The following is a 5,270-nucleotide window of genomic DNA, read 5'->3' as shown; positions in this document are numbered from 1 at the left end:
CTATCACCACCTGTAATAATGGTGTTTTTTCCTTTTAATTTACCAGATCCTTTATAATCCGAATCGTCGTAAATCGGAGCGGGACTCATTTCTTCTTCAATGCCAGGTTGCTGATCTTGTGTCTGGCCAGGTGTCTTCTTATCAATCTTCTCATATTTATCTTGTGTCATGTAAACCCTCCTAACATGTTTGTACCTCAATTATTCCCTGAGGGTAACAAAACAAACGTAAATCGAGAAGGTTTATTTAGGTCAACTAAAATAAGTGAAGCCATACCTATATCATGTAATTATTTGGAATAAAATGAAGGGTTAAATTAATAATTAGCGTCCCAGGGATGAACACAATATCGTGAAAACAATTGTAGATTTTGCTAGGTATTTAAAATTACGTGTTGTTACTGAAGGAGTAGAAACAGAGGAACAATTAAATTTAGTCCGCAAACTTGGCTGTGACATGATACAAGGTTATTACTATTCCAAACCACTTCCTATAGACGAAATAGATTTATGGGTAGTGCAACACTATTAGAAAGCCTTTCGTACTTAATACGAATGGCTTTATTCCTGGTGAAAAATTGAATTAAAGATGAACTAAGTTTTATTAAACAACGAATGGGTATATCTCTAATTAGGTTCTATCAAAATAAAGAACGGAGATTATATATGAAACCAATAGTAGGAATAACTGCAGAAATAACAAGCGATGGCAATCATTTCTTACGTCCAGTCTATGCGAAGGCCGTTATCCAAGCTGGAGGAATCCCCCTATTAATCCCACTAGTTCCTGAAGAACATATTGGTCCATTATGTGATCAAATAGACGCTTTATTCTTAACAGGAGGAGAAGATATTGATCCTGGATATTACGGAGAAGAACCAGATGTTATTCTGGGAAAAGTCTCACCAGACATGGATAACATGGAATATAGATTAGTGAGAAAAATGCTCGAATTAGATAAACCTTATATCGGTGTTTGTAGAGGATTACACATGTTAAACGTTGTAACAGGCGGCTCACTCTATCAATCTATTCATACCCAACGAGAAGAAAAGAGTATCTTGCATAAGCAAATTGCTATACGAACTCACCGTTCTCATCATATTAAAGTAGATGAAGCCAGCCGTATGTATCAGATGTTGCAAGAAAGTGAGTTTAAAGTGAACTCTTTCCACCATCAAGGACTGAATGAAGTAAAAGAACCGCTTCGAATTGTAGCTACGGCATCTGACGGCATAATTGAAGGAGTCGAGAGCACAGAGCATAGCTTCGTGTTTGGCTTCCAGTGGCATCCTGAGGAATTCGCAATAGACGGTGACGATCCATCCAAACGAATATTCAATGCCTACATTGCCGCTGCAAGGAAGAGAAAACAAGACGGTCAGACAAAAAAATAAAAAAGAAGTTTCTGGACATAGCTACCAGAAACTTCTTTTTCCCTCGAAATTATAAGGAAATGCTATCACATCATAAAGTGAAGGTTTCTTTTATTACAAACAGATTAAATAATGACAATAGAGTTTACTAAAATCATTCTAAGGATAAATAGAAAGTAGATTGAAACCAGAGGAGGTTATACCATGAATACAGAATCGAATTCTAATAGACACATAGAAGTTGCTCGTACAGAAGATGAAATGTACAACAGGTTAGAAGTATTGAAATCACGAGGTTATGAGGAGACTGATATCCATGTTATTTCTAAGGACCATTCTCAGATTAACACATTGAGTCGCTATTCTAATGTTGCTACCCATGAAGCAGGAACGTTAACGGATAAGTTCAAATCATGGTTTACAGGTGAAGATGCAGTAACAGAAGGGCTTCGTCCTCTTAATTTAACTGAAGCTGAAAAAGAAAAGTATTCGGGTGAAGTTGCCAGAGGTAGCTTTGTTTTATATACTGATTACGCTCCTGATGGAAACATAGAGGTTTTCAACGAAGAAGAATATGATACGTTTGGTGCAACCGGTAATAGTTATGAATCATACAGTGGAGATAACAGACCACTTGATACGACAGGTGCAGGAATTGACAACCGTGTCCATACAAAAGATCCACAGATGACAGCAACAGCTGGGACGGATTTTGTTGAATCTCGATTTACTGAATCGGAAACTACTAATGGTGCAAATGAAACCACTACATTCGGTTCTGAAGAGCCTAGTAATGTAAACAAGCATGAATCAAAACAAGATGAACCCGAAAGTGAATATGCAAAAGAGCAAGGATTTGAAAAATCGACAAACGAATTTGTCAATGAAACCGATGGCAGATACGATGAACCTGTAGATCGTTTTGCTCGAGGTGAGTCATTTAGCACGGATCCAGTCTTAGCTAGAGACACCGATCATATCGGAACCTCGATGCAGGAAAAGCAAACGGTTCAAGAGCATCGACCAACAAATAATGAAAGAAATCAAAATGAAGAAAATATAGACATGGATCCAGATAGAGATACAAATAGAGATGTAACTTCAAAGTTAAATGACATTGAAGCTAAAAATAACAGAATAACTACCAATGAACCGATTACCGATGCTTATAAAACCGAGGGCTTCCAGTCACCAGGAGTAAATCCAAATCTAGGTCCCGCAGTATTTGGTGATGAAGAAGAAAGTAAATTCACAACAGAAAAGAATGTAAAACATGATTTCGATAAAGACCCAAGAAATACAGAACTAAACTATCGCTCAAACGATAAGGAACACCAACGCAAATTAGACACAAATTCTTTAAACGAAGATGAAGACATCACAACTGATCAATACAAAGAACGTATGGACAAGGATAAGTAACGTGGTAACAACGCATTATAAGACAGGCAGTAAACTACTTTAATATATAAGGACCCCCATCCTATATATCCCCCCCTAGCAGAGTGAAATTCTGCTAGGGGGGTCTTTATTCGCGTCCCAGGGATAAAAACAATTCTGACAATTAAAGATTGGACTGCATGTATTCTTTTGTTGGAGTGTCACTGGGGCAGCAGGGAGGAGTGCTAGTGTCCGTATGCGGCACATTAATAAAAAACAGTTCCACTGAGTTTCATCAACGGAACTGTTCTTCGAAGTGTGTTATTTTCTAATTGGTTGCAGATGAGATTGGGGCATCTATACGTTCTTCTCGTGTTTTTTCCACATTCGAAAGTTATATGTGAACTGAACGCTATAAACCAGCAATGTAAATAAAACGAGAGCAGTAATTATTTCCATGCGCCAAATTGCAGAATAATACAGGGCAACAAAGATTGCCAATACGATGGGTGCTAATAATTCGCGTCCCAGGGATAAAAACAATTCTGACAATTAAAGATTGGACTGCATGCATTCTTTTGTTGGAGTGTCACTGGGGCAGCAGGCAGGCGTGCTGATGTCCGTATACGATACATTAATGCTTGCTTGATTTTTGTAATATTGCATAAATTAACCCATCCTTGAGATAGCGCTCAGATGGGGTACTCCAACTATTTAACCCTCTAATTGAGTTACATAAACTGTTTGGTGTGTCAAGCGTAAAATGGTCTTTTTTATCACTTTGAATTGCATGCAAATGTGACACAGCTAAATTCAAAAGACGGAAATAGAACATATGTGTGGTATAATATAAGAGTAATAAAATAGGTAACTCAAGGGTGGATGGCTCACTCCCGTTCGAAAGGGGGTGGTGCCGGTGTCAGTATTCGAAGCATTATTGTTCGCAGTAACTTTTGCAGCATTAATCGTGTCAATTCTGTCCTTTAACCATAAAAAATAACCCATCCTTGAGTTAGCTGCTCAGATGGGTTACTCCTATTCTAGCCAATCTCCTTGAAGGGAACCTACTATTACTTTGATCGTTTGGTGTTCGACCACCAAACGGTCTTTTTTATTGTGCTCATATTCTGATATCATTATACCAAAGGTGATTAAGTGAATCAAACTTTGGGATTAGTCATTGTGTAGTCCGACAATGAGTAATTAATTCGCATCCAAGGGATGAAAACAATTCTGACAGTTTTCTGCAATTCAAGATTGGATTGCATGTACTCTTTTGTTGGAGTGTCACTGGGGCAGCAGGGGGAGTACTAGTGTCCGTATACGAAACATTAAATGTTTGTATTATTTTTATAGTATTGATCGTAGCAATTCTGTCATTTAGTCATAAAAATAACCCATCCTTGAGTTAGCGCTCAGATGGGGTACTTCAACTATATAGCCAATTGAATTGAAGGATCCTAAGTTATATTGACTGTTTAATGTTCAAGCGTAAAATGGTCTTTTTTATCACTTTGAATTGCATGCTAAAGTGACAGATCGAAAACCAAATGACAAAAACAGAACATATGTGTGGTATAATAAGAGGGTAATAGAATAGGTAACTCAAGGATGGTTGGCCACTCCCGTTTCGAAAGGGGGTGGTGCCATGACAGTATTTGAAACACTAATGTTTGCAGTAACATTTGCGACATTAATTGTATTAGTACTTTCATTTAAGCATAAAAAATAACCCATCCTTGAGTTAGTCGCTCAGATGGGTTATTCCTACCATTTAGCCAATCCCCTTGAAGGGAACCTGCTATTACGTTGATCGTTTGGTGTTCGACCACCAACGGTCTTTTTTATGTTACTCACATTCTGATGTCATTATACCAAAGGTGAATAGGTGAATCAAACGTTTGGAATTTGTCATTGTACTTGCATGATATAATAGATTGAGCCGTTATTAAATCAGGCACCTATGAAAAAAACTTTTAAATTCGCTTAGTCTAGCCTTCCAATTTTAGGACAGTGTAGATTTGTGCGATAGTTAGGTACTTTTTTTGATTTTAAATAAGAAATCGGCGACAAATAACCCAATCTCTTTTGCCTGCAATTTTGGTTGAAATATGTGACTTCCTACTGAAAACGTTGGGTTTATGATCCTACGAAATCTCCGCCGTCTACGTGAATGGTTTGTCCCGTCATGTAGCTCGAGTCTGTAGAAGCTAAGAAGACATATGCAGGTGCGTTTTCAGCTGGTTGCCCGCGTCGTTTCATCGGTGTATCTTCTCCCTGATGTTTTACTTTTTCTTTATCGAAGGTTGCCGGAATCAGTGGAGTCCAAATAGGACCAGGTGCCACGGCATTCACACGAATTCCTTGATCAACTAAATTTAATGCGAGCGAGCGTGTAAAGGTGGTAATAGCTCCTTTGGTCGCTGAATAATCAATAAGACCTGGAGATCCTCGATAAGCCGTAACGGAAGAGGTGTTAACAATGGCATCACCCTTCGTCATATGTGGCAAGGC

The 5,270-nt window shown here is 38.2% G+C and carries 4 protein-coding genes; 3 read left to right on the top strand and 1 reads right to left on the bottom strand.

Annotated elements, in window-relative coordinates; all coding sequences use genetic code 11:
- The first annotated feature begins 351 nt into the window (after nt 1-351).
- The 3 genes from B371_RS0101750 (at nt 352) to B371_RS22330 (ending at nt 2,798) form a co-directional block, all read left to right on the top strand.
- On the top strand, nt 352-531 hold the full coding sequence (locus B371_RS0101750; protein ID WP_019412599.1) for an EAL domain-containing protein: 180 nt from the start codon (nt 352-354) through the stop codon (nt 529-531).
- A 134-nt stretch (nt 532-665) separates the two neighbouring features.
- On the top strand, nt 666-1,397 hold the full coding sequence (locus tag B371_RS0101745; protein ID WP_019412598.1) for a gamma-glutamyl-gamma-aminobutyrate hydrolase family protein: 732 nt from the start codon (nt 666-668) through the stop codon (nt 1,395-1,397).
- Between the two features lie 183 nt (nt 1,398-1,580).
- Nucleotides 1,581-2,798, top strand: a complete 1,218-nt coding sequence (locus tag B371_RS22330; protein ID WP_019412597.1) for a general stress protein — start codon at nt 1,581-1,583, stop codon at nt 2,796-2,798.
- A gap of 2,097 nt (nt 2,799-4,895) precedes the next feature.
- Here B371_RS22330 and B371_RS0101725 read toward each other — a convergent pair.
- Nucleotides 4,896-5,270, bottom strand: a 375-nt coding sequence (locus tag B371_RS0101725) for an SDR family oxidoreductase (protein WP_019412596.1), incomplete at its 5' end; no start/stop codon positions are given.

Origin of the sequence: Paenisporosarcina sp. TG20 (genome assembly GCF_000286315.1) — a bacterium.
GTDB lineage: Bacteria > Bacillota > Bacilli > Bacillales_A > Planococcaceae > Paenisporosarcina.
The sequence above is the reverse complement of the archived record's forward strand: the minus strand, read 5'-3'. Positions and strand labels throughout refer to the sequence as shown.

Coding starts and splice junctions, on each gene's coding strand:
- B371_RS0101745 (WP_019412598.1), top strand. CDS start 666: ATGAAACCAATAGTAGGAATAACTGCAGAAATAACAAGCGATGGCAAT.
- B371_RS22330 (WP_019412597.1), top strand. CDS start 1,581: ATGAATACAGAATCGAATTCTAATAGACACATAGAAGTTGCTCGTACA.